Raw genomic sequence first — 22,746 nt, forward strand, 5'->3', positions numbered from 1 at the left:
GGAGGAAAAGTAACTGGAGTGAACGTCGGGGCCACCAGCCTCTCCGCGGTTAAAAATGGTATCACCAGCAATAGCGTCAGCGTCGATGTCTCAAACGCGGTGGTCACAGGAATTAGCGTGACACCTTCAGTGGTCTCTGTCGCGAAAGGGCAAACCCAAACTTTAACGGCTAACGCTATATACAGTGATAACACCTCATCGGATATCAGTGACTCCGTCACTTGGATTCCTACTGATACCAGTATCGCAGTCGTCACTGAAAAAGGCGTATTATCAGGCAGCAATGTTGGAGCCACTAGCCTCACCGCATTCAAAGATGGTATCACCAGTCAATCTGTGAGCGTGGAGGTCAGTGATGCGGTGCTCACCAGCATTGACGTCACACCCTCGGTGGTTAATATCGCCAAAGGGCAAAACCAAACGCTAACCGCGACCGCCACATACAGCGATAATACCTTTTCAGATGTCAGTGAAGCCGTCACTTGGTTCCCTATCGATACCAGTATCGCAGCGGTCACCGCTAAAGGCGTATTGTCAGGCAGCAATATTGGCACCACTACCCTCATTGCGGTCAAAGGCAGCATCACCAGCCAACCCGTCGATGTAGCAGTCAGCGACGCCGTGCTCACCGCTATAAACGTATCACCAACCGAACTCACTGTGGCCAAAGGGCATAGCCAACCTTTAATCGCCACCGCAACTTACAGCGATAACACCTCGTCCGATATCAGTGACTCCGTCACTTGGATTCCAGTTGATACCAACACTGCCACCGTCACTCCTCAAGGGCAAGTCACTGGGGTGAGCGTTGGCACCACCACAGTAACCGCTGTGAAAGACAATATCACTAGCAACACGATTGATGTTGATACGACTAATGCGGTAATGACGGGGCTAACCTTGACGCCTCCCGCCGTCGGGTTGATGATCAACGCCACCCAGCAAATGAAAGCCACAGCAACATACAGTGACGGCACCTCGTCTGATGTGACGGATTCGATCACCTGGTGGGCCCCCGTAGGGGGCAACGAGATGTCATTAACTCACGATGGTTTGGTCAAGGGGCTCAATCAAGGAAGCACTGGCATCAAAGCAGCTTACAACGGTTTTAGCCATAGCGTAGAGGTTAATATATGCAGTGGCGATGGTAGCAATGTCACGGGCAAGTGTATACACACCTTGGATGTGGGCGAGCGCAAGCTATTTATTACCACACCATCCATTGCTTACCTAGACAGTCTTGGCCTTGGTGGAAGTCTTTATCATAATGGCAAGTATTATTTATTCGAACATTCCCAAGCGACGGCCCTATGTGGTAAATACAACGAGTTCAATCTCTTCGGACGCTCCAACTGGCGCTTACCGACTGTCGATGAACTAAAACATGTTTACAACTATTTCAGTCTCAATTGGGTAAATAGTAGAGAATACACTTGGACCTCTACAGCAAGATCTGATTGGCCTGGTTGGTGGTATCGGTATAGGTTCATTGGTGACATACACGATTCGCAACCAGTATACGGTTTATCATATTGGAATTTCGCCTCATGTTATTCAGAGACGTAGTCTGTGAGCGATGAGAAGATAGAGCACGGGCACGATAGGTAATTAGGTCTCTGTGGTTTTGGTTGTTCCCGCCTAGTTGTGCTTGAAATGCCTTATTTACTATTCATTGATCTAACACTTTATGTAGCGAGCGTATCTAGTGACTACGCTGTCGCATACTAGCTCAATATTTTAGCTATCGCTTAAACATTATTGTCATCGCTTTTCTGTTTAAGTTGCTTATTAGTATGAAGTTTTTACGATTGAGATGCTTTCCGTTATGATGGGTTTCGAAAAAATGATGGTTTGCTAAGTCGATGGCGATGATTTTTGTTGAGTCAGGATTCTAGCCTATTAAATAGGGCGGACGCAGGGCTCATCGCCATATTAAATGGTCGAGGAAGTATTTCATCGACTTAATGTCATCTTTTATGGACAAGGAGAGTGAATGTTTAGAAATAACCACATTCATTATCAATTTAAGAAAGGGGAAGTGATTGCCACTCACCTCCAAACCAATAAATCGGTCACTAAACGGTGCGAAGCATTGACGCATCCGAGGACATTAATGGGTAATTTTTATGAAATTGACCATTGTGTGAAAGTGATGTCTAAAGAAGTGTTCTCAAAATCTATCTTTGATAAAGCACCTATTGCGATTGTTCAATTATTCGGACCATCCGATGGTGGCTACACGAATGTGGAACTTCGAGCATTTAGAGAAGTGATGTTTGGCTCAGGTATTCGTGACGTCTATTTCCCAGATTCAACCTTGTTACTTTCGGGTGTAGATATGATCAATAAGAACTACACCTGCTTCGAAGATTAGAAGGGACAATTGGTAGAGCCAGTTATTCAGCAGTAACTTTGCACGCGTTTTATTTAAATGAAAAGGCCCTTTCGCTACAGAAAGGGCCTTTTAGTATTGATTCTATCTGTTAAATGAAATAACAGTCGTCACTATCTAATCCATGCATCTTGTGCTTTAGCTGGCTTGCCTTTGCGAGGCTGACCACTCAGATAGTAAGCAAGGCACAATAGCGCTACCAGTAAGCCAAAAAACGCGATTAAACTCAGGTGGATAATGGTATCTAGTGCTTGCTTTGCGCTGATTTTGTTGGTGACTGTCAGCGTAATGCGACCGTCGTTGTTAGCCACGCTTAAAATGGTCCCTTCGATATTTTGCTGTGCGGCTGCGGTTTGTAATACCAGCAGTTCTTTTAGCTGCTCGATACGGTTGTTTTCATAGCCTCGGTCTAGCTTATATCGCAGTGTGACAACCTTGTTCATGTCCTGATTATTCTGTCCAACCCAATCAAGAGTGATAGACGCTTGTTCAAGAGGGGAAAGTGCTAATGATGCTTTGGCTAATTGCCAAATCTCATTTTTCAAATGGCGCAAGCTTGAAAAGTAATCATCTTCTCTGTTTGTTACGGCCGTATCCTTGACCAGTACTACCCCTTGAAGTGCTTCTTGCCAGCACAATGAGGTATCACAAGTACTGGTTGTTGCTTCCTGCCATAGCATCCCAAATTGTTGTTTAAAATCGGTGCAGATATCAGTTAATTGAAGGCTGTTGAATGATGGATTTCCAACTTGATGACTTTCTGTCGATGGAGCGTCGAGGGGGCAATACTGTGTGATGTGCTTGGCGATCTTTTGTAAACTTTCAGGCGTAAACATATTCATTTCACTGCGCTCGCGAATACGGTCATAGCCTCCAATATTATATCCGTAGCTGAGACCTAATCCTTTACTCATTTTTGCCAGTGATACCATGTAGTTGTATACATTTTGCGGCATTTCGGGTGCAAAGTCAGGCGCGTTGGTAACAAATTCTATATACGCATCTATGACCGAAGCATCAGGGGTAACTTTAAAATCTCCTTCAGCTAAAGGGTATGCGAATTGTTTGCAGTACACCAACCTATTGTTTTTATCGTGGCTATCCAAACATAGGCGCGGCTGAGTAATAGATAGGTGATCACCAGGTCTAAGCCCGTTTGTTGGCCAGTCAGAAACGCTGTTAATCTGATAGGAAGAATGATTGTCTAAGATTGCTAGGCTAGCCTCTCGCCATTCAAAATGGGTATTGGCTCCAATGAAAAAGGTACCAAATAACAGGCCTATCGCTGCAGCGATGTATCGTGGTTTTTTCTTAACGGAATCTTGCTCCGAAATAGTGTTCAAACCGATGCGCATAACAGCAGATTGGCTCTGCTCTATTTCAAATTGAACATCACAATCTAAAGCTACTGTGTTTTGCCATTGGTTTGGTATCCAAGCCTCCTTGGATTCGCCATTTGGCGCGATGAACACGATCCATGTTTTATTCTCTTTCGTGTTTGTTGCGATGATTTTACCAAAATATCGTTTCACTGACAGAGTGGCCGGATCGGGTTTGGACCTTTCCATTATGAGCAAGAGGAGTGTGGCACTACAAAAGGTAGCGAGAATCACGGCAGAAACCCAATTTGGCCACAGGGTGAAGCCAAGATCAGTGATGCGTAAGAAAATACCGATGGCAGCGATCAGCAGCACTGGCACAAGCAAGTTGTAAAAAGGCTTAGCAAGATGGATATAGCGCGCTTCAGTGGGCGTCACAGGGCGTTCAGATTTGAATACCGCAGGTTCTATTGGCGCATTGTCTTCTGGTGTTTGTATTAATGTCTCAGGCTTTACTTCCCCATCTAGAAGGCTACCTTGTTTATCGGAGTTCGATGATTGATCCAAAACGGTTTGCTCTGAAGCTAATTGGTTTTCTGAGCGAGCGTCACTTACCTCTGTATTTGGCGCTTCGGTCAGGGTGTCATTAACCTCATCGGCAATGCGATAATCGTTCAGACCAAGTATAATGAGTATATCGTCGAACAAAACTACGTCGGCACATATTTTCCCCTCTTCGATATAGTCTATCGCTTTTTCACTCATCATGATGGGATAATTAGCCAGTGCTAAGGCATACATATCCTCGCCTTTGCTATCTTCAGAGGGAATCGCATGAATTTCAAACGGTTCATCAATGCAATATACCTCTGAAGAAGTGACTTCCAATTCCCAAAGTTCGGAGATAGCGGAGCGCTCTTCTTCAGAGAGATCGGTATCTCGTCTATTGCTAAATAGTTTTGCTCTTTGCTCTTTTATAAGGTTTTTTTGGTTCTGATATGAGAAAAAAGTCGTGATGGCGTACAAAAGTAGACCGATTTTAGCTATTATTAAAAACTCTTGCATGAAAGGTAAACCTTGACTGTTATCGAGTTGCAGTCCAAATGACTAATCAAAAAATTTGCTATGTATAATCTCACTGTTTGGCCTGTGTTGTAAGATTTATTGCAATAAACGTGATTTTCTGCGGAGTTTATTTGAGTACATGTCGAATATTATTTTCCTCTACATAGAATTAGCCTTTATTGATAGTTTTAATTTTATTTTGTTTGATCGAATACATAGTGAGTAAATTGCTCAGACAGTGGATTAAGAAATGAAGATGTATTGCTTTCCATCCCAATGGTTTGAGGCAATAGAAACTCAATGTAACTAACTAAAAATTAGCCACTGTTTAACATTGCTTTCCAATTTTACTCTCTGTTATTTTGTTGTGATTGAACTGGTGTGCGGAAGTCAAGGTATTATAATGTTTCACATTTTAGTTTTACGTGGTACCTAAACGTCAATGTCATCATAAAAATGCGTTAGTTTAAACTTAACTCAAATGAGCTAAGCATGTATATTAAATTAAAGTCATAAAATCAGGTATAACACCAGATGTCATTTATAATAAAAGATACACAATTAAAAGTATTTCCAACAACGGTCGCACAACATGTAGCAGGCTATATCCCATTTCCAGTGCAAGATAATATTATCTTCGATCAAGAATCTTTGTTGCCAATCGGCTTATTGTCATACAGTAGATTTGATGACGAGAGCACGGATGAAATATTAATCGCGATGCCTAATATTCAAGGGGTATTTGATGGCGACTACCCTTTTGTCACTTATTCGTTGACGAGTGACGGTTGGGCGCTAGATGACGACTATTCGGATGCACTAGAGTATAACCTTGAAGAACACTACTCTGACTACTACCGGAAATCGGCGGTGTTTTATAGAGAAAATGAATATCTAACTCATGACTTGGCTTCCGGGGCTAAAGCGCCTTTGTTCGAGCTAGGAGGGCAGCCACCACTGGGTGAGAATTGGGATGCGATGCTCTACGATGAAATGGAAGATAACCCAGAGTTAGATCACTATCATGATGTTATGGATGACGAAAGTGGTCCTGATTTCGAGCGAATGAGCACAAGAGAAATTACATATTTTGATGAGGAACTCGGTAAGGAGTTTGTTTTCTTGGGTACATTCAGTTTTGATACCTACTTAGATGGTGGTGGTGAGGGCATTGTCTTCTATCAGCCCGAACTGAAAAAAGTGATGGTAGTAGCAGAGTTTTCTTAAATCCGTCATACTCATTCAAAGCCAGCAAGCATTTAAAGGTTCACAATGCTTGCTTTCGTCATCCTATCTAACCACGTCTTTCTGAATGGTGCTAGCGGCCTTGGCTAGCTCATTTCTACTCCACTCGTTGAGTCTCATGCCGATAGACCAACGACGAAAACAAACATAAACCTATTGGATAACATTCCGCGCAGAGCGTTTGAACTTAAGCACGGTCGACATTTATCATTCAGTTCCGAAAATGACGCATCTTATTTGTCTTCCGTTGTTAGCATCGACTTGTACTTAATCATACAAAAAGCAACGGGAGTATAAGACATGTTCAAGAATCTGCATGAAATGGTAGAGCCACTTGTTATCGGCAATGTGTGGGATGTACCAAGTGCGAAGATCGCCGAGAGCGTCGGGTTTTCTGCCATAGGCACGTCGAGTGCAGCAATCGCTAAAAATCTCGGTAAAGAAGATGGAGAAAACATCAGTTTCGAACACCTTTTATCGCTTGTAAAAGCAATGGTCACAGCGACAAAATTGCCATTGACCGTCGATCTTGAATCTGGTTATGGAGCGACGCCTGAAATCGTAGCAAACAATATTATTCAGTTAGTTAATGCTGGTGTGGTTGGCGTCAATATAGAAGACAGTGTCGTGATAGATGGTGTAAGAAGTCTGCGTGATAGTGCTCTATTTGGTAAAACGTTAAAAACAGTTAGAGAATGTATTCGCAAAGAGGGTATTGATGTTTTTATTAATGTTAGGAGTGACGTGTTCCTACTCGATGTTGAACAACCTGTTTCAGCAAGTATTGAGAGAATTAAGCGATATGAACAGGCGGGGGCTGATGGTATTTTTCTACCAGGCATTAATAAAAAAGACGATATTAAAGCGGTTGTCGATATCACCTCACTACCCATAAATGTGATGTGTTTACCGGGATTACCTAATTTTTCACAACTGAAAGCACTAGGTGTAAAGCGGATAAGTATGGGCAATTTTGTCCATGAGGCAATGCTTACGTCTTTATCTGCTATCTTACTCTCAATTAAAAGCGAACAGTCTTTTGAGGCATTGTTTGCCTAGCCTAACTATGTTTCAGCCAGTCCTGGCTGAAACTTAATTATCTCTTTATCTTCTCGCTAGATCTATCAATCTATATTTAATGGTTGTCTATAGTTTGTTGTCGCTTGTTCAACATAAAGTTTTGAACGCTGTGATTATTTTCAACAAGCCCTTCTAACATCAGTGTAATTTGTTAAAGTACGTCTCGGCCGAGGAGTGAAAGGTACCTAATAGTCACAGGAATAGGGTATTGGTAATACTGGTAAAGAGCCAAGCACTCATTGACTGAAATATACAGGTTGTATTAAGGAAATCAGATTATGCGCTATATTCGCCCTGCTATCTATTCATTAGGTTTGGTAGTTTTTTCTGCAAACGCTTTTGAAGGAGAGAGTTTTCAACATAAAGACTGGTATCTAGCTTGCGATAATACAGGCACCTGTAGGGCGGCGGGTTATTCAGACATTGGGAGCCTGAACCCTGTAGCGGTGATGTTTACTCGTGAAGCCGGTCCTGCAACACCGATAACGGCCAAGGTGTTTCTGGGGGACGATTATGATTTCGAACATTGGCCCGAGCAGATCAATCTTTATATCGATTCTCAGGATTTGGGGCCGGTAAAGCATGACATCCTAACCGCGATGCAGGTTCAGGCGATTCTTGCGGTGGTGACCAAAGACGCACTTATCGAAATTGGTGATGGGCAATCTAACTGGGTGTTGTCTAGTAGCGGGGCCAGCGCTGTATTTCGCAGAATGGATGAATATCAGGGGCGTCTCAAAACTCCATTTGCCATTGTCGCAAAAGGTCAGCGTGCTGAGTCTAAGGTCAGTCGAGCTGAGGCTGCTCCCAAACTTGTCAGTGTTGGCGGCGATGCTGCAATGAAATCGCTTGATCCTGAGTCTGAACAGTATGAAAGGTTACTGCCACAACTACGCGCGAGCTATCAGGTTGTGGAAGATGAGCTCGGTTGCCATAGGCTGTTTGAAGAGACGCCGTCTATCGCCATTGCCAAGCTTAACAACGGTCAGTCGTTAATTGAGGCATCCTGTTGGATGGCCGCTTATAACTATGGTTCAAGTTATTGGTTGTTGGCTGAAGGTGACGAGGCGCTACCTAAATATCTCAACATCTCCGGCAATGAGTATTCGCAAGGCATCGTATCTTCCGCTCATAAAGGCCGAGGGTTGGGGGATTGTTGGAGTTTTGAAAGTTGGTTGTATGATGGCGAAAAAATGGTTCGTTCAAGCGATAGGAACACGGGTTTGTGTCGCGGTATTGCCGCAGGAGGCATAGACTCAATGCCTACCTGGGTGAGCGAAGTGGTCTTCGCGCAAGATTCGAATAAATAACCATGTTGTTATGACGCAAGCCGATTTAGTCAGTGTTTTGAGGGCCTTGGTACCAAGGTTGTACCAAACCCTCATTTTTAGAGGTGCTTTAAACTTAAATTCATATTTATTGGCCACGTTCGTTTTAGTTGTTTGAGCGTGCTCATTGCGCACTTTCCACCATTTAACTTGGCATCATGGCTGTGCTATTTGCCTTGCTAACTTCTCACGTTAAATACAGGCCACGCCAAGTATGTTTTTGATGAGCGGTCGATTAATCAATGTAGAGTCTGGCATTTTGCCAATCTATGAATAGGTCGATATATCATCTGGCACACTGCTGGCTTTAGAGGAAGCTAAATGAAAGAGATAGAAAAACTACAAGTTGTTGATTTGCTTGGTCGCTTACTCGAAGAGCACTATGTTTTACCTTTGGTAGGTAAGGCGTTGAACTTTATGCTTCAGCAAAACTATCATCGAGGTAGATATCATGATGATACCTTGATAGAGGGCTTTATAGAAAAGTTAACGCAGGACGTACTCGCGTTGTGCAAGGATAAGCATTTCAAGATTATAGTTAATGGTTCTCTAGTTCCTCCTGAACAGCGATTCATGAGTACAAACTTTGGCTTTGAAAAATTCGATTTTATTACCACCGAAGTTGCTTACTTAAAGCTATCTCGCTTTTGCTCTCCTTCTTTTGCTTCGCAAATTGCTCATGAAACTATGGGTAAAATGGCAGGCGTGAAGCACCTTATTATCGACGTTCGAAAGAATGGAGGAGGGCACCCTGATATGGTTAAGCTAATCACGTCATATTTTTTTGATAGTAACCAATCAATTTTACTTAATACAATTCATTGGCGAGATGTGCCTAGTCCAGAAGAATGGTGGACGGAGACTGATATTAATAGCTACCCTGATCTGAATTTATATGTGTTAACGAGCCGAGATACCTTGTCTGCTGCTGAAGAGTTCTGTTACAACCTCCAATGTTTAGAGCGAGCTGTGTTGATTGGTGAAGTAACAGGCGGTGCTGCTCACCCTTGTCGGTTGTTCGAGCTTACTTTAGGCTTATCGGTTGCCATTCCTGTCGGTAAAGCAGTCAATCCGATTTCTAATCGAAACTGGGAGCAATGCGGAGTGATCCCCGATATTGCCACAAATCCAGACGATGCACTGAAGGTAGCATTCGAGAAAATAGGTTTAAAAAATGCAGATTTGGACTTTCTTGATCAGCATTAAAAAATAGCACAACAAACCCTTCAAACTAGGATACATCAGCGGCAAAGCATAAAACTCTATGGTAAACATTAAGGAGACTTTAATGCTCTAACTCATTGGCGAATTAAAAACTGCTGCATCACCTTGTATACAAGATCTGGCTGATCTTTATGAGCTTCATGGCCCGCAAATGGCAAGTTGGCAAAGGATGGGTGCTTTAGTCGACTTACGAGTTCCAATGCCGACGAATGAGGGAAAAGGAAGTCATCGTCACCTCGAATGATTAGCACGTCTCCTTCGATATAATCGATAGTGTCACCTGGGTAGCCCGACACACTGGTATCTGTCCACATTTTGACAATGTCTGCGACGAACAAGTCAAAGTTAGAATCCGGTTTTAACTGAGTAAACAGGCGGGACGAATCAGGGAATTTGTCCCTCCACCTCTGTCCTGTGACACCAGACAATAAATTGTAGAGAGTTGATCCCGCCTTTAACTGAAAATCTGCTCCAATTGTGACAAGCTTACTGATGCTTACCGAGTTCGATGCCATCAATCGATAGCCAACGACACCACCGTCACTGAACCCAAGTACAGCGGTTTCATGAATATTTAAATAGGCGAGAACCGCAATCACATCTTGTTCTAAGCGTTGATATGTCAGCCCTCGACTGCCCATCGTAGAGCGACCATGGCCGCGACTGTCAATTCTGATTAATTGAAAGTGCTGCGATAATAAGGGCACCAATTGATCAAAATCCTCAATGCTACCGATTCCTCCATGGAGCATCACTAGGGGAGGTTTAGTGTTATCTCCGACAATATCGAAGTAAATGAGTGCATCGTCAATTTGGAGATTTTGCCGGTGTTCTATGGTCCAGTTAGTCATGTAAATATTCCCACTTTGGTTGGATGTCTACAGCGTTACTCAGCAAACTTTATAGGCAGGTAACGGTTTAGCTGACTAGAAATATAACCAATGCGGGTGACAACGTTTGTCAGTAGCCAATCCTATTTTCGCTAAGGCGCTCCATTTGTGGCTGATTGGTCAGTATTCTTGCGGAAGGGGAATAGCGTAGAGCCAACGCAAGCCCGTTTGAAAAAGCGAATCAACGAAACGTTCATTTACTTCACGAGACGCTATGATGATTGTCCTTGTTTGAGATGAGCTTTTACCTAAACTTTTAAACCAAGTCGTCGGTACACGCCAGACATTTATTCGATCATGACTTTGAAATCAGCTTGCTGTGGGATAGGCTTCTAACAAATCAAGCAAGGATGTACTAAGTAATGCGTGTTGATTACAAAAAGCGGTTAATTCCAGTGATTCGATATCTGGAAAAGCATTTCAACCAGCCTTTAAACCTGCCAGAGGTCGCTGCCTTGGCTAACCTTTCTCCATACCATTTTCACCGTACGTTTAAAGCTGTGCAGGGTGAAACTTTGGCTGACTATATTCGCCGCCTCAGATTGGCCGCTGCTGCTGACGATTTGTTTAAGTCTAAACAGCCGATACTCAACATTGCGCTTGAGTATGGTTTCTCTTCTTCGCAAAGTTTGGCTAAGGCCTTTAACCAGCATTTCGGCGTCACTCCAACGGCATTCAGAGACTGTGAGAACTATCAAGACTTTTCCGAGTTAGCACGAAACAGCAAGATTGGACACACATTGCGCAAGAATGGAAACGAAGTCGAGAGAGGCGAACCATATACTGACTCCGAACCAGCAATATGGAGCAAGGCAATGGAAATTCAAAACTTTACAGCAACAAAATTAGCTTATGTTCGAGTGACGGGACCTTATGGCGAAGGGTATCAGGAACCATCCAGTCGTCTTTATCAGTGGGCCGGAATGAAGGGGCTAGCAGGGAACACCTGCATCTTTATTTTTCACGACAATCCGGAAGTGACACCGAATGATAAATGCCGCACCGATATCTGCTTAATGGTGCCAGAAGATACTGAAGTGCCGAGCAATATTGAACTGCAGGACTTTCCGGGGGGTGACTACGCGGTGATGCGCCAGAAGATCACCGAGCATACTCAGTATTCTAAAGCATGGGATGACCTAATGAGTAACGTGATTGATTCAGGAATTGAAAATGATGATCGTCCCTGTTTCGAGCTTTATCACAGCTATGACCCAGAGACTCAGCACTCTGATGTGAGCTTTTGTACTGCGATTAAACAGTAGTAGTCTGCGCTATTGAACAAACGGCAAACAACAAGCCTTCAAACTGGAGGCTTGTTGTCTGTTTCCACTATCCACTCATGGCTCAAGTATCGTTAGCTCGGTTGAATAACCAGAAAAATTGCCACCGCAGCCAAACTTGCTCCAAAGCTGCGATTGATTGCCACCATCTTCCTCGGCGACTCAATAAAGCGAGTCAGCATTGAGCCGAAGTAGGCCCAAATCAACATACCAATAACACCTGTTATCACCATCACTCCAATAATAAAGACGACCTGAACGACATAGTTGCTGGCTGGCGAAACGAATTGAGAAAACACCGTGATGGAAGCGACCCAACCTTTTGGGTTAAGGATTTGTACCATTATGCCGGACAAAAAGCCGGACTTTTTCACACTGGCATTGTTGTCGAGCTCCATATTCGCAATCCCCCATGCCATATAGAGCAAATAAGCCGCACCAAGCCACTTGAGGGCCAAGTAAAGAGTCGGATAGAGAGCCAGTAGTCCAGCCAGTCCGACACTCGCTCCCGCCAGAATGGCGATCACACCAACGGCGTTACCGACAATAAAAGGTAAGGTCGCGCTCACTCCATAGCGGCTGGAAAGACCAATCAAAGCGATATTACCCGCGCCTGGTGTCATAGAAATTGATACTGCGAACAGCAGAAACGCTGTCATCAACTGAGCACTCATTGCTCACTCCCGTAAAGTCATGGTTTCAATATGAGACTCAGTCTACCGATATTGGTAGGAATAAAATTGCTATTTGGGTTATGGTAATAATCAATTTGAGCAAGTAATTTCTAAAAATACTATGAAAAAGAAAGAATCCACCAATGTTGAGTTAGATAGTACTGATTTTTCCATTCTTGAACGTATCCAGCGAGATGGCCGCATCAGCAACAGCAAGTTAGCTGAAGAGGTCAACCTCAGCGAAACACCATGTTGGCGACGTTGGAAAAAAATGGAGCAAGAAGGCTACATCGAAGGTTATGCAGCAAGACTCAACCGTAAAAAACTTGGTTTTCAGGTTTCGGGTTTCACTTTGGTCACGCTGGGAAGTCATGAAGTAGAAAACACGGACCCGTTTGAGGACTATGTGGCCGAATCAGACTGGATTACCATGTGCCACTGCATTGCTGGTGGGGCAGATTACATCGTACAGGTAGTAGCAAAAGACTTAGATGAATACTTTGAACGGATCAGTTCTATACGACGAGTTAAAGGCGTGAGCGCCATTCAGTCCAACGTATCGGTTAAAGAGATTAAAAGTACATTCCAACTGCCTTTAAATTAAAGGCGATTTTACTGTCGTTAGCTCCAAGACCATTGTGATAGAGGGTCAACTTCGGGTCTTAAGGGTATAAATGGCGACCACTTATACCCACTGCCTTCAAAAAAAGTCAGCGGTTTGCTTCACGCTATGAGATTTCAGGGAATAACATAGCGACTTTGCGTTGAAAACCGTCATAATGCCCGATATTGATTGAGACAATCTGGCCAAAGAGCCATTGTCATAAGTGTTAAATAGGAATGTGCTTGATGCGTAAATCAGATAAGAAGACTGAAAATCAAATTAGAGAAGTGTTAACCGAAGTGTGTGAAGATACGTTAAAGAGCTACGATGGCTTTCTTTGGGTGACTCATACGGTCAAATACGCTTCTTTTCCTCAGAGCTTAGAAGTTGTGTGCGTATTCGACACGAAGCAAAATAGAGCTAACTTCTTAGTGGGAGAAGGCCCGCAGCATGTCTCACTCACTATTCAAAAGGCATTCAATAAGGTTGGCGTCCGGATTAAGAGCATAGACAAGCAAATACGCTATGATACTCAGGAAAACGAATAGTGCGCTCATATCTAGTTGTCGCGATAAGACAAGGTTTTGTATTGTGAATGTCTATATAAATTCTGTGGCTGAATATGGTCCTTTTTCGGTATTCAAATACGTATTTGTTTTCGGTACAACATATAGGTCATTGCTTGCTTAGCTGGCTGTTGAACTGGATTGCTGTATACAGGAGGCTGGTTTGAAATTCGCAAGAGAATTCGAATGTTCAAGTTTTTCATTCACCCCAATAGACATTAGTGATGCTAGATGTTTGCTAACAGCAGTCGGCTCAAAACAATTTCCTGAGGCGCTGCCTTTAGCAAGAATTAAAACACTACATCAAGCTGAAGCTTGGTGCTCAAAATGTGCTTTAGAATGGCGGTTGGGCAAATGTTATGTTTGGAGCTGTCGCCGATTGTCTCATTCCCAAGTTATTGGTCAGGTTACGCTGCTGCCCCAAGGGGATAGTTTGGCTCTAGCCTATTGGATTAATCCGCAATTCTGGGGGCAAGGTTGCGCAACACAAATGTGCAAATCACTATTCGCACATCTTGGTCGCTCAGGTTATCGAGGCAGTATTTGGGCAGGTGTTCATGGCTGGAATACTCGAAGCGCTTCAGTGCTAAAGAAATTGGGTTTTGAACAGATAGTGTCTAGTGATGCAAATACATTGGAGTACAAGATGGCATTTTTATGCCAAGAAACGCGTGAAGCTTGATTCGAAACCTATGGTATTGCTTACCTTTTAACGTCGCATTTTCTAAAACAAGACTTCTTCACAACGAGCAAGTTGGTCTTTCGGCCTCAGCGGTAACATATAGGGAGAACAGCACAGAGCTATTCTTCTCCGAAGGGTAATTGCCGTGGTTTACTTATCTCTCCTACTGGATAGCAAACCACGGCAGCGTATGCCAAGTGGGTCAAAAAACGCCACTTGCGCTCCTTTAAAGCGTTTTAGACTCAAATTGAATCAAAATTTCAGCCAATATTTATCCGGAATATTTCGCGTGTCATCGGATAAATTGGGGTTGGGGATATTGAACACGCGACGCTGTTTCATTTGTGCTTGTTCAAAGGTTTTCTTCACTAAGGCTGAGTTGTTGAAAAATTCCACAAAAGATCCATCTTGATAAGCTTTTTCAAAGCCAGAGTTCAGGAGATCAACAACGGCTTTGTTCTCTGCGGTCGGTGAGACGAACAAGAACATAGGGAATTTGTAAACCAGCATCAACTCACTATCGACGACTAAGTTTGGATACTGCTTTCGTTGTGCCAATTCACTGTAGGGTTCAATGACGGCTCGAGGAAACAAGTCCGCGCGGCCAGCGTCGACGATTTTGAAAATGCTCTCAAAACTGGGTACTTCTTTTACCTTAAACCCTCCGGCTGAAAGTACGCCGACATCTGCCCAACCTTCGCCTTGAATCATACTAAGTTTTTCAAGTTCCTCTTTGGTTGCTACATTCGATAACTTGGCTTGTGTGGTTTTATTGGTAATGAAGATTCGATGTCCTAGTAAGCCTCGAAAAACCGGGTAACGAATTGGTACAAGCTGGCTTTCGAGTTTCTTATCGGCTCCCAACCAATCAATGGTCATTTTCCCTTCTTTGAGCAACTGTACTTTTCTCGATTGGGAATCGACTGGGCGAGAATAGGGCTTGATGGTCACTTGCTGCCCTGATTTGTTGGCAAGAAAGCCAATCAGTTCGATGGCGTATTTGTCGAGATCTGAACCATCACGTGGGATCGGGTGAATAATTTCAACGGCCGAGATACTTGTTGCCGAAAACAGCATCAATACCGCATAAAGTCCGTTGCGAAATAGTGTACTCATCAGACATTCCTTTTTTGCTTGAACACTTTAAAACCTAGTCAACAAATCCTTTATGTCAAAGTTATCAGTTATGGTGTTTGCGTGCGTATAGAGGTACATATTCTAGGGGAAAAGAAGAAGGCTCAAACCGCGCTCTGAGTGAACCGCGTCAACAGCGGGAGAGGTAACCATCTGGTGTTGGGATGTTTATGGGTTTAATCAAAAAAGCCAGTTCGCTCCCTAGTTGTGAGTTGATTTTCAAGGGGCTTAAAGACCGCGTACTGACTAATTTGAGTGATGACTGAGTGTCAAACCACGCTCTAAGCTGTCAGTGCGGTATTTGCTTGGTGTCTGATTAAACATTTTCTTGAAAGCGTATATGTAGGCAGAGTCAGACGCGTAACCTAATTCGATAGCAATTTCTTGAATACTCTTGTTTGAACTCAGCAATTGCAGAGATAAAACCAGCCGAATGTTTCTTCGCCACATTGCAAAGGATTGGGCAAACTCTTTTGCGCATAGTCGCGACAGAGTTCGCTCAGAAGCCCCTACTTTTGTTGCCCAATCTCGCAGTGTGAATGACAAATCAGGTTGCTGTTTAAGCTGGACAAAAATAGATAAAAGACGTTTATCTGTAGGAATGAGCAGGGGTATCTCGTAGCAGCTTGCCAATGCTATTTGATCTTGCAATACCATCAGCAAATGGGTGATGTTGGATTCGGACTGTGCGCGAGTACCGTTGTCAAACAAAACGAGTATCAACTCTTTTATGAATGGGCTGACAAAACAAGATTTCGGTTGAGCGCCATACTGAATGAATTTGTCTGGGTTAAGATAAATCGCTAGAAATTGAGTATCGGTAATGGCGATGGATTTGTGAACTGTGTTAGCAGGGATGTAAAGCATGCCATTGTGAGGCACTACCACACACTTCCCCCCTATATCCGATTGTAATAACCCTTCAATAGGAAAGATGATTTGATGCCATGAGTGCGTATGAAAGTCATCAACGTAGCCTGAACTCATCGCCGTTGTTTTGGTAATGAATTGCTTCTCAGGAAATTCTAATATCAGATCGTTGGCTTGCATAGTTGTCTGTTTATCTATATCGGTCGTCGGGTAGTATAAAGTGCACCATATCGATTTGATATAACATCGTCAGCCAATCGTCACACACAAGGCTGAAAGATGCATATTCACTTTATTATTCATGAATATTTCGAACCCCCAGGCGCCTATGAGGCTTGGGCAAAAAGTCACGCTCACACCATTACCTATTCTCGGTTATACCAAGGTGAAACGCTTGTTAATGATGTCCAAGATATCGATTTTCTGATTGTGATGGGAGGGCCTCAAGATCCAGTGACAACCACTGAACAATGTGCTTATTTTGATTCTAAAAGGGAACAGGAAGTGATTCGAAACGCCATTGACGCTGAAAAAGTGGTCATTGGTGTCTGTTTAGGGGCGCAATTGATAGGTGAAGCTTTAGGAGCCCAATACAACCACAGCCCAGAGCCTGAAATTGGTAAGTTCCCGATCACGCTAACTGAAGTTGGCTTGGCACACCCGCTATTTGACCATTTTGGCAAGGAGCTAGAAGTAGGTCATTGGCATAACGACATGCCAGGAGTGACCACTGATGCACAAATCATTGCCCATAGTGAAGGGTGTCCGAGACAAATTGTTGCGTATAGTGATCGAGTCTTTGGTTTTCAGTGTCATATGGAATTGACTAAAGATGTCGTCGCATTGTTGATTGACAGCGATGATCTCAGTCAAGCGGCAAGGTATCGATTTGTCGAGGAACCAGACGTATTACTCAGCCACGACTATGAAGAAATGAACCAAAAATTACATGAGTTTTTAGATAAGTTACAAAATGTTTATCTATCAAAGCCCTAAATAACGATGTACTCGTTTTTAATACAAATACGGCTCAGAAGAGCCGTATTTGTCCCCAGTGAAGCACATTAGATGGGCCATAAAACCACACGGCATGTAAACATGTATAGCGATGTGGTTTATGGCATGTAGACCAAACAATTAGCTACTGGGTTGGTTGTTAAGCAAGGATAGGTTAACTACAAGAATTGTGCGTCAACCATTTATCCACTTGCCCCTGATTTTGCTCCAACCAGCTTTTTGCTGCGTCATCAACCGACATTTTTTGATAGTCAACTAACATCGCGGCCAGAGCGATTTGTCCGTTATCCAGTTTGAACGAGTTAATAATATCCGTTGCACATTGAGATTTTTGATTGAGTTTATTTGAAATGGCGATTTTCAGCCACCCGCCAGTTGGGTTGCCACAGTCCCATTTGAAATTTGGGTTAACACCCCATGAGGCTTTTTGCTCGCACTGTTCATCGTATTTAGGGAACTCAACAAACTTTCCAGGATATTTTGCTTCAACCCAGTTAGGAGACCAGTTAAAAATGAGTAGCGGTTTTTTCGCGGCAATATATTCATCAATCTTGGCATTGATTTCTGCACCATCTTTCAGGGTTACGACATCAAACTTGAGGCCAAGTGCTCTGATCCGCGCTGCATCTGGCTTCTCCCAAGGCCCTGTATAGTAAAGCCCTAGTTTTCCACCTTCCGCAAACTGTTCATGGCAGCTTTTCAGGGCATTCCAATCCGGCAGTCCGGGGCAGCTCTGCTCAACATAATCAGGGTACCACCAATCCTCTCGTGTGGTTGCTGTATGAGTCCCCCCATCAACAATGTTGCCCTTGTCGATGAGTTGATAAAATTTTGATGCCATTGAGCCTTCCCACACTTCAACTTGTACATCAGCTTCATCGTGAGAAAGTTTGTACCACTGCGCTCGCGCATTCGCATCAACATACTCGATGGGAACGCCCTTTTGACTGAGTAGATCCCCTAGCACTTTGGTCAATACTTGCTGGCTGGTCCAGTCAAGAGAAAGAAGCCTGACGGGTTCACTGCTGTGTGAGCTGAAAGATAACCCTGCAAGCGAACAGGCTATCAACGTACGTACTGTATTCATAAATGGTACCCCTTCCAGATTGACTCTTATAGTGAAGGAGGTGATAGCAAAATTTGCAAGCAAGACCATTATCGAGCTGGTTGCTGATGATAAGGTTAACCGTTGAACGGCATTTTTATTATTGCTTTGTGAGTCCCGTTTGCGTATTATGCGCCCGCTTATTCAACTATCAACTAACTGTAAAGGAGTAAAAAATCATGACAAATACATCATTATCCTTTGCAGGTCTTGTCCTATAAGTAGCAGGAAGCTCTCTCATAAATCCCTTTTTTAAGGTATTCGCTTTCTTATAAAGCTACGCCCTAGTCAACTGACCTGCCAATACGTTTTTCGTTTTAAATCCTATTTAAAGGTATTGGTACTATGGGCAAATCCGTCCAAAAGATCACTGAAAACGTTAGCCTTATTGCGTCTACTGATACGTGGGTTGAAGGGCTAGCAATACAACAACTGATTAAAACATCAAAATTAACAGGCATGCAGCAAGTTGCTGGTATGCCGGACTTGCACCCTGGAAGAGGTTATCCAATTGGTGCAGCATTCTTTACAACCAGCAAAATTTACCCTGCATTAGTGGGCAATGATATTGGTTGTGGTATGTCGCTTTGGCAAACGTCAGCAAAAGTATCCAAGGTTAACTTAGATAAGTTAGCGAAGAAGTTTGGGCATGTCGAACAGCCTCTAGACGATAGCTGGGCAGAGCACGTTGCCGGGAGAAAATCAGAAAAAAGCATTACTACGAATGCGTATGACTATGCACTAGGCACTATCGGTGGCGGTAACCATTTTGCCGAGTTTCAGGCGATTGAAGAAGTGTATCAACAACAAGCTTTAGATGAACTTGGGTTAAACAAAAAGCATCTACAGCTACTTGTGCACTCTGGCTCTAGGGGTCTAGGGCAATCGATTTTAGTCAATCATGTAACCACCCATAACCATGACGGCATCGAAGTCGGAGACGCGGTGGGCAATTTCGCAGATTACCTGCATAAGCATGATGAAGCGGTGCGTTGGGCTGAGCTAAATCGAGAACTTATTGCCAAGCGATTTCTTGACGCTATTCGTGCTAAAGGAGAGTGCGCTCTGGATGTGAATCACAATCTAGTTTCAGCCAAAGAAATTGAGGGCCAGCAAGGTTGGTTACACAGAAAAGGAGCGACCCCAAGCGACAAAGGCTATGTCGTCATTCCAGGTTCACGCGGAGATTACAGCTATTTAGTTAAGCCCATTGAAGGTGCAGATGAAAATATGGCAATCAGCCTTTATTCACTCGCCCATGGCGCTGGCAGAAAGTGGAAACGCGGGGAATGTCATGGCCGGTTGGGGCATAAATACAAGCGCGAGGACTTATATCGTACCGCTCTGGGCAGCCGTGTGGTGTGTGGTAATAAGGAACTTCTTTATGATGAAGCACCGCAAGCGTATAAAAATTGTGAAACCGTCATTAACGATATGGTTGATGCGGGGTTAATCGAGGTCGTAGCAAAATTACGCCCCGTGTTAACGTTTAAAACCAATGGAGAGTGTTCATCATGATATTACTCCAATTATCGTCAGGACAAGGTCCTATCGAATGTTGTAAGGCCATTGGTTTAGCGCTAAAAGCGATTGAAAAAGAATGTCGGGCTGAAAACATAGAGCTGGATGTTGTGGATATCCTTGCTGCCGATGATAAGGATTGTTTCAGATCCGTACTGCTAAAGCTGGATTCACCATTTGAGGAGAGAGCCAAGCAATTGGCTTTCTCTTGGCAGGGCGCCATGTTGTGGGTGTGTCAAAGTGCCTTTCGACCTAAACATAAGCGTAAGAATTGGTTTTTCAGTGGCCAAATGTTCGAAGTCGATGAGTCAAGCCTAGATAGCGGTGTAACGTATCAAACGTGCCGGGCATCAGGGGCTGGTGGTCAGCATGTCAATACAACCAATTCGGCGGTGCGTGCCACTCACACGGAAACAGGTGTTTCCGTACGGGTTGAAAGTGAACGTAGCCAACATGCCAACAAACGGCTAGCCAGAGCCTTATTGTTTCAAAAACTAGAAATGATGAAGCAAGAGCAAATGACTTCTCAAGAAAAAGCACGTTGGCAACAACATCGGGAGCTTGAACGGGGCAACCCTGTAAAGACATTTAAAGGCGAAAATTTTGTCGCTGTGACGAGAAAAAGTCGCTAAGCCCAAACCCACAAATTATTAGAGGATAGAACAATGTAATTCCATCAAAGCACAGCAAATGAGTAATCTCGCAAGCCACAAAAATGCGGGAGAACGTGCTGTGCCTATTTCAATGACAGCTAAGCAAGTTGCTTAGTGTTAGTTAAATAGACATGGAGTTATAACATGAGATTTAAATATCCTCGCACCCCTCATTTACCTTGGTCACCGGGTGCTACAAAGGATGATATCTACCAAGGCGATTTAAGTCACTTTGAAGGTAAGACAGTCGTTGTTACTGAAAAAATGGACGGCGAAAACACCACCTTGTATTCAGATTACGTGCATGCTCGCTCTATCGATAGCCGCTTCCACCCATCGAGAACGTGGGTTAAGGCTTTGCAAGCTAAAATCGGATATCGGATTCCAATAGGATGGCGTATTTGTGGTGAAAACCTCTATGCAAGACATTCAATTGCTTATGACGCGTTGACTAGCTATTTCATGGCTTTTTCAGCATGGAATGACAGAAATGAATGTTTAAGTTGGCAAGAGAGCAAACTATTTTTCCAACAGCTAGGGCTGGAAACACCAAAAGAACTCTACCTGGGGCTTTGGTGTGAAGAGACGATCCGCAATATTGATTTGGATATTGAACATCAAGAAGGTTATGTGGTGCGAATTGCTGACCGCTTTCACTTTAATCAGTTTCCTCAGTGTGTGTCGAAATGGGTGAGAACTGATCATGTGGTCACGGATCAACACTGGATGCATGCTGAAGTGATACCTAACGGACTAAAAGATACGACAGGAGGCGAAGGTGAAAAGATTGAATAGATGGCTAGAAAGCTTAGCCTTAGATCATTCGCCTGATTTCGCAGAGTGCAGGTCATTTTTAGCGAGCCATTTTCCGTTGTTGAATGAGTTTGAAAATACAGAGCAGGATAAGGAATGGCACGCGGAAGGCAATGTTGCTATTCATACAGACATGGTGCTACAGGCGCTGTATGCCTTGCTATCTTCAAGGGCCACGCATATCCAAGGAGCACAAAGACAAGTCCTAATTTTGTCGGCCTTGCTTCATGATATTGCTAAACCACTCACAACTCGACGGAGAGACATTGCAGGTGTTGAACGAGTGGTAGCGTCTGGGCATGAAGAAATAGGCGCTAGCTATTTGGCAACGCGTTTAATGGAATTACCCCTTGCTTACAAGTCTGTAATGCAAATTATGGGGTTGGTCGGCTTTCATCAAGTACCGAAACTTTTGGTGGTTAAAAACCAAGGCTATAGTGATTATTTTCGTTTATCTTTAAATGCTAATTTGGAGCTCTTATATTGGCTTGAACAGGCTGATATGAAAGGGCGAACGTGCTCTGATTTAGATAAACAAATTGATTTACTTGAACAGTTTCGATTGTTTGCAGAAGACTATCAGCTTTGGGGTATCGAGGATCCTATCGAGTTTCATCTAAGAAAAATACAGCTCAAATCTTGTCAATCTGAGCAGGCTTTTCTAGATGGTTATGCCATCCATCAGCTTTCACATGGGGATATTAGTACGGTTGAACAGGCAATAGCGAAAAACTATGAGCCATGCCAGCATTACAGCCATTTATACCTGATGTGCGGCATGAGTGGCAGTGGTAAATCGACTTGGATCGAGAAGAACTTAGAGGGTTACGACGTGATCTCTCTTGATCAAATTCGCAAAGAGCTAAACGGAAAACGTGATTGCCAAAAGAATCGAGGGCAAGTTTTACAGCTGGCCAAAACTCGATTGAAAAAAGCGTTGGCAAATAAGCGCAACGTGGTTTGGGATGCTACCAATATCCGCAAAGATTTCAGAAATACTATCTGTGAACTGGGTGAGAACTATGGAGCGTTAATCACTATGGTTGTTTTCCAACTTAAGGAAAGTAGCCTCCGTGTGAATAACCGCAATCGTCAATACGCGGTGGGTGATGAGGTAATCTCTAGTCAACTGACCAAACTTGAATGGCCGTGGCCAACTGAAAGTCACCGATTTTTGGTCATTGGGGAGAATGGCTCAGAGTTATACAGAAAAGGGACCTTTAGTTAATATCTTGTCTCTAAGCTAACAATAAATTCAAGTTACCTAGGCGAATGCCTAGG

21 protein-coding genes are annotated in these 22,746 nt (G+C 43.5%); 15 read left to right on the plus strand and 6 right to left on the minus strand.

The window, feature by feature from the left end; translation table 11 throughout:
* Both TW84_RS20960 and TW84_RS20965 read left to right on the plus strand, forming a co-directional pair.
* Positions 1-1,566: Ig-like domain-containing protein (locus TW84_RS20960; protein WP_045977570.1), on the plus strand; the 1,566-nt coding region annotated here is incomplete at its 5' end.
* Positions 1,567-1,993: 427 nt separating this feature from the next.
* Positions 1,994-2,374 carry a hypothetical protein gene (locus TW84_RS20965; RefSeq protein ID WP_045977571.1) on the plus strand — a complete coding sequence of 127 codons (381 nt, stop codon included), beginning with the start codon at positions 1,994-1,996 and terminating at the stop codon, positions 2,372-2,374.
* A 131-nt stretch (positions 2,375-2,505) separates the two neighbouring features.
* On the opposite strand, the gene TW84_RS20970 is transcribed toward TW84_RS20965, so the two are convergent.
* Entirely contained in the window at positions 2,506-4,776 is a 2,271-nt protein-coding gene (locus tag TW84_RS20970) for a hypothetical protein (RefSeq protein ID WP_045977572.1), read from the minus strand.
* Positions 4,777-5,310: 534 nt separating this feature from the next.
* On the opposite strand from TW84_RS20970, the gene TW84_RS20975 reads away from it, so the two are divergent.
* The 4 genes from TW84_RS20975 to TW84_RS20990 all read left to right on the plus strand — a co-directional run bounded on the left by TW84_RS20975 (position 5,311) and on the right by TW84_RS20990 (position 9,635).
* Positions 5,311-6,003, plus strand: coding sequence for a hypothetical protein (locus TW84_RS20975; RefSeq protein ID WP_045977573.1), 693 nt, complete (start codon positions 5,311-5,313; stop codon positions 6,001-6,003).
* Between the two features lie 318 nt (positions 6,004-6,321).
* The gene (locus tag TW84_RS20980; protein WP_045977574.1) at positions 6,322-7,080 is read left to right on the plus strand and encodes an isocitrate lyase/PEP mutase family protein; all 759 of its coding nucleotides are present in this window, start codon (positions 6,322-6,324) and stop codon (positions 7,078-7,080) included.
* A 299-nt stretch (positions 7,081-7,379) separates the two neighbouring features.
* A complete protein-coding gene (locus TW84_RS20985; RefSeq protein WP_045977575.1) occupies positions 7,380-8,411 on the plus strand; it encodes a DUF1176 domain-containing protein in 1,032 nt (343 codons plus the stop codon).
* A gap of 339 nt (positions 8,412-8,750) precedes the next feature.
* A complete protein-coding gene (locus tag TW84_RS20990; RefSeq protein WP_045977576.1) occupies positions 8,751-9,635 on the plus strand; it encodes a S41 family peptidase in 885 nt (294 codons plus the stop codon).
* Between the two features lie 92 nt (positions 9,636-9,727).
* On the opposite strand, the gene TW84_RS20995 is transcribed toward TW84_RS20990, so the two are convergent.
* A complete protein-coding gene (locus TW84_RS20995; RefSeq protein ID WP_045977577.1) occupies positions 9,728-10,504 on the minus strand; it encodes an alpha/beta fold hydrolase in 777 nt (258 codons plus the stop codon).
* Positions 10,505-10,905: 401 nt separating this feature from the next.
* Here TW84_RS20995 and TW84_RS21000 point away from each other — a divergent pair, with 401 nt between their 5' ends.
* Positions 10,906-11,808: an AraC family transcriptional regulator gene (locus TW84_RS21000; protein ID WP_045977578.1), complete on the plus strand. Its 903-nt coding sequence runs from the start codon at positions 10,906-10,908 to the stop codon at positions 11,806-11,808.
* 92 nt (positions 11,809-11,900) lie between these two features.
* Here TW84_RS21000 and TW84_RS21005 read toward each other — a convergent pair whose 3' ends face one another.
* The gene (locus TW84_RS21005) at positions 11,901-12,500 is read right to left on the minus strand and encodes a LysE family translocator (protein ID WP_045977579.1); all 600 of its coding nucleotides are present in this window, start codon (positions 12,498-12,500) and stop codon (positions 11,901-11,903) included.
* A 121-nt stretch (positions 12,501-12,621) separates the two neighbouring features.
* Here TW84_RS21005 and TW84_RS21010 point away from each other — a divergent pair, with 121 nt between their 5' ends.
* The 3 genes from TW84_RS21010 to TW84_RS25140 all read left to right on the plus strand — a co-directional run bounded on the left by TW84_RS21010 (position 12,622) and on the right by TW84_RS25140 (position 14,352).
* Positions 12,622-13,104: an Lrp/AsnC family transcriptional regulator gene (locus tag TW84_RS21010; RefSeq protein ID WP_045977593.1), complete on the plus strand. Its 483-nt coding sequence runs from the start codon at positions 12,622-12,624 to the stop codon at positions 13,102-13,104.
* A 245-nt stretch (positions 13,105-13,349) separates the two neighbouring features.
* The gene (locus TW84_RS21015) at positions 13,350-13,652 is read left to right on the plus strand and encodes a hypothetical protein (protein ID WP_045977580.1); all 303 of its coding nucleotides are present in this window, start codon (positions 13,350-13,352) and stop codon (positions 13,650-13,652) included.
* Positions 13,653-13,833: 181 nt separating this feature from the next.
* Positions 13,834-14,352 (plus strand): GNAT family N-acetyltransferase, encoded by a 519-nt coding sequence (locus tag TW84_RS25140; protein ID WP_045977581.1) that lies wholly within the window; start codon positions 13,834-13,836, stop codon positions 14,350-14,352.
* 252 nt (positions 14,353-14,604) lie between these two features.
* Here the strand turns inward: TW84_RS25140 and TW84_RS21025 are convergent, their stop codons facing one another.
* Positions 14,605-15,468, minus strand: coding sequence for a type 2 periplasmic-binding domain-containing protein (locus tag TW84_RS21025; protein ID WP_045977582.1), 864 nt, complete (start codon positions 15,466-15,468; stop codon positions 14,605-14,607).
* A gap of 264 nt (positions 15,469-15,732) precedes the next feature.
* Positions 15,733-16,536 carry a helix-turn-helix transcriptional regulator gene (locus TW84_RS21030; RefSeq protein WP_045977583.1) on the minus strand — a complete coding sequence of 268 codons (804 nt, stop codon included), beginning with the start codon at positions 16,534-16,536 and terminating at the stop codon, positions 15,733-15,735.
* Positions 16,537-16,635: 99 nt separating this feature from the next.
* On the opposite strand from TW84_RS21030, the gene TW84_RS21035 reads away from it, so the two are divergent.
* On the plus strand, positions 16,636-17,352 hold the full coding sequence (locus TW84_RS21035; RefSeq protein ID WP_045977584.1) for a glutamine amidotransferase-related protein: 717 nt from the start codon (positions 16,636-16,638) through the stop codon (positions 17,350-17,352).
* A gap of 175 nt (positions 17,353-17,527) precedes the next feature.
* Here TW84_RS21035 and TW84_RS21040 read toward each other — a convergent pair whose 3' ends face one another.
* A complete protein-coding gene (locus tag TW84_RS21040) occupies positions 17,528-18,460 on the minus strand; it encodes an ABC transporter substrate-binding protein (RefSeq protein WP_045977585.1) in 933 nt (310 codons plus the stop codon).
* A 363-nt stretch (positions 18,461-18,823) separates the two neighbouring features.
* Between TW84_RS21040 and TW84_RS21045 the strand changes: the two genes are divergently transcribed.
* The 4 genes from TW84_RS21045 (at position 18,824) to TW84_RS21060 (ending at position 22,693) form a co-directional block, all read left to right on the plus strand.
* Positions 18,824-19,996, plus strand: a complete 1,173-nt coding sequence (locus TW84_RS21045) for an RNA ligase RtcB family protein (protein WP_045977586.1) — start codon at positions 18,824-18,826, stop codon at positions 19,994-19,996.
* Positions 19,993-20,631 (plus strand): peptide chain release factor H, encoded by a 639-nt coding sequence (prfH, locus tag TW84_RS21050; RefSeq protein WP_045977587.1) that lies wholly within the window; start codon positions 19,993-19,995, stop codon positions 20,629-20,631. Before TW84_RS21045 ends, prfH begins: the two co-directional genes overlap by 4 nt.
* 165 nt (positions 20,632-20,796) lie before the next feature.
* The gene (locus TW84_RS21055) at positions 20,797-21,447 is read left to right on the plus strand and encodes an RNA ligase family protein (protein WP_045977588.1); all 651 of its coding nucleotides are present in this window, start codon (positions 20,797-20,799) and stop codon (positions 21,445-21,447) included.
* A complete protein-coding gene (locus tag TW84_RS21060) occupies positions 21,431-22,693 on the plus strand; it encodes an AAA family ATPase (RefSeq protein ID WP_045977589.1) in 1,263 nt (420 codons plus the stop codon). The genes TW84_RS21055 and TW84_RS21060 overlap by 17 nt, the downstream gene beginning before the upstream one ends.
* Positions 22,694-22,746: the final 53 nt, after the last annotated feature.

Source organism: Vibrio neptunius, from assembly GCF_000967495.1.
GTDB classification, from domain to species: Bacteria; Pseudomonadota; Gammaproteobacteria; order Enterobacterales; family Vibrionaceae; genus Vibrio; species Vibrio neptunius.

Excerpts from the sequence above, each read along its gene's own strand:
- TW84_RS20980 (WP_045977574.1), top strand. The coding sequence starts at position 6,322 with ATGTTCAAGAATCTGCATGAAATGGTAGAGCCACTTGTTATCGGCAAT.
- TW84_RS20975 (WP_045977573.1), top strand. The coding sequence starts at position 5,311 with ATGTCATTTATAATAAAAGATACACAATTAAAAGTATTTCCAACAACG.
- prfH (WP_045977587.1), top strand. The coding sequence starts at position 19,993 with ATGATATTACTCCAATTATCGTCAGGACAAGGTCCTATCGAATGTTGT.
- TW84_RS21030 (WP_045977583.1), bottom strand. The coding sequence starts at position 16,536 with ATGCAAGCCAACGATCTGATATTAGAATTTCCTGAGAAGCAATTCATT.
- TW84_RS21005 (WP_045977579.1), bottom strand. The coding sequence starts at position 12,500 with ATGAGTGCTCAGTTGATGACAGCGTTTCTGCTGTTCGCAGTATCAATT.
- TW84_RS20985 (WP_045977575.1), top strand. The coding sequence starts at position 7,380 with ATGCGCTATATTCGCCCTGCTATCTATTCATTAGGTTTGGTAGTTTTT.
- TW84_RS21040 (WP_045977585.1), bottom strand. The coding sequence starts at position 18,460 with ATGAATACAGTACGTACGTTGATAGCCTGTTCGCTTGCAGGGTTATCT.
- TW84_RS20970 (WP_045977572.1), bottom strand. The coding sequence starts at position 4,776 with ATGCAAGAGTTTTTAATAATAGCTAAAATCGGTCTACTTTTGTACGCC.
- TW84_RS20995 (WP_045977577.1), bottom strand. The coding sequence starts at position 10,504 with ATGACTAACTGGACCATAGAACACCGGCAAAATCTCCAAATTGACGAT.
- TW84_RS21000 (WP_045977578.1), top strand. The coding sequence starts at position 10,906 with ATGCGTGTTGATTACAAAAAGCGGTTAATTCCAGTGATTCGATATCTG.
- TW84_RS20990 (WP_045977576.1), top strand. The coding sequence starts at position 8,751 with ATGAAAGAGATAGAAAAACTACAAGTTGTTGATTTGCTTGGTCGCTTA.
- TW84_RS20965 (WP_045977571.1), top strand. The coding sequence starts at position 1,994 with ATGTTTAGAAATAACCACATTCATTATCAATTTAAGAAAGGGGAAGTG.
- TW84_RS21025 (WP_045977582.1), bottom strand. The coding sequence starts at position 15,468 with ATGAGTACACTATTTCGCAACGGACTTTATGCGGTATTGATGCTGTTT.
- TW84_RS21010 (WP_045977593.1), top strand. The coding sequence starts at position 12,622 with ATGAAAAAGAAAGAATCCACCAATGTTGAGTTAGATAGTACTGATTTT.
- TW84_RS21045 (WP_045977586.1), top strand. The coding sequence starts at position 18,824 with ATGGGCAAATCCGTCCAAAAGATCACTGAAAACGTTAGCCTTATTGCG.
- TW84_RS21015 (WP_045977580.1), top strand. The coding sequence starts at position 13,350 with ATGCGTAAATCAGATAAGAAGACTGAAAATCAAATTAGAGAAGTGTTA.
- TW84_RS21055 (WP_045977588.1), top strand. The coding sequence starts at position 20,797 with ATGAGATTTAAATATCCTCGCACCCCTCATTTACCTTGGTCACCGGGT.
- TW84_RS21035 (WP_045977584.1), top strand. The coding sequence starts at position 16,636 with ATGCATATTCACTTTATTATTCATGAATATTTCGAACCCCCAGGCGCC.